This is a genomic window from Oleiphilus sp. HI0123 (genome assembly GCF_001635315.1).
The window spans coordinates 1-361 of the sequence record NZ_LWGE01000482.1; the positions used below are offsets into that span (position 1 = coordinate 1).

General features: G+C 61.5%; 1 protein-coding gene. It reads left to right on the forward strand.

Features of this window, described 5'->3' with window-relative positions; genetic code table 11:
- The coding region (locus A3761_RS25445) for a helix-turn-helix domain-containing protein (RefSeq protein ID WP_304439583.1) at positions 1-277 on the forward strand (277 nt) is incomplete at its 5' end.
- Positions 278-361: the final 84 nt, after the last annotated feature.

Genomic DNA, 361 nt, shown 5'->3' on the forward strand with positions numbered 1-361 from the left:
CTACATCACACAGTTCCCGGCCGTGCATATTCGCGGACAGCGGCGTCTGGGCAATCTCGTCCGCGCTCGTCAGATCCTGTTCTGGCTCGCTAAGAACAATACCGAGGCGAGCTTTGTGCAGATCGGCCGCCTCGTCGGCGGCCGCGATCACACCACGGTGATGCACGGAGTACGCCGCGTTCAGGCGGTCATTGATCGCCTGAATATTGAGGTCTCTGACTGCCCGGTCACGATGGCCGAGCGCCTTTGGCGTGCCGAATGGTCGAGGGGGAAATGATCTCCTCGCCATCACTTTACATCCTTTTCGTCTGCGCGCGGCTTGCCGGCCGCTCGCTCGCGATCTTCCAGGGCTTTGCTCAGG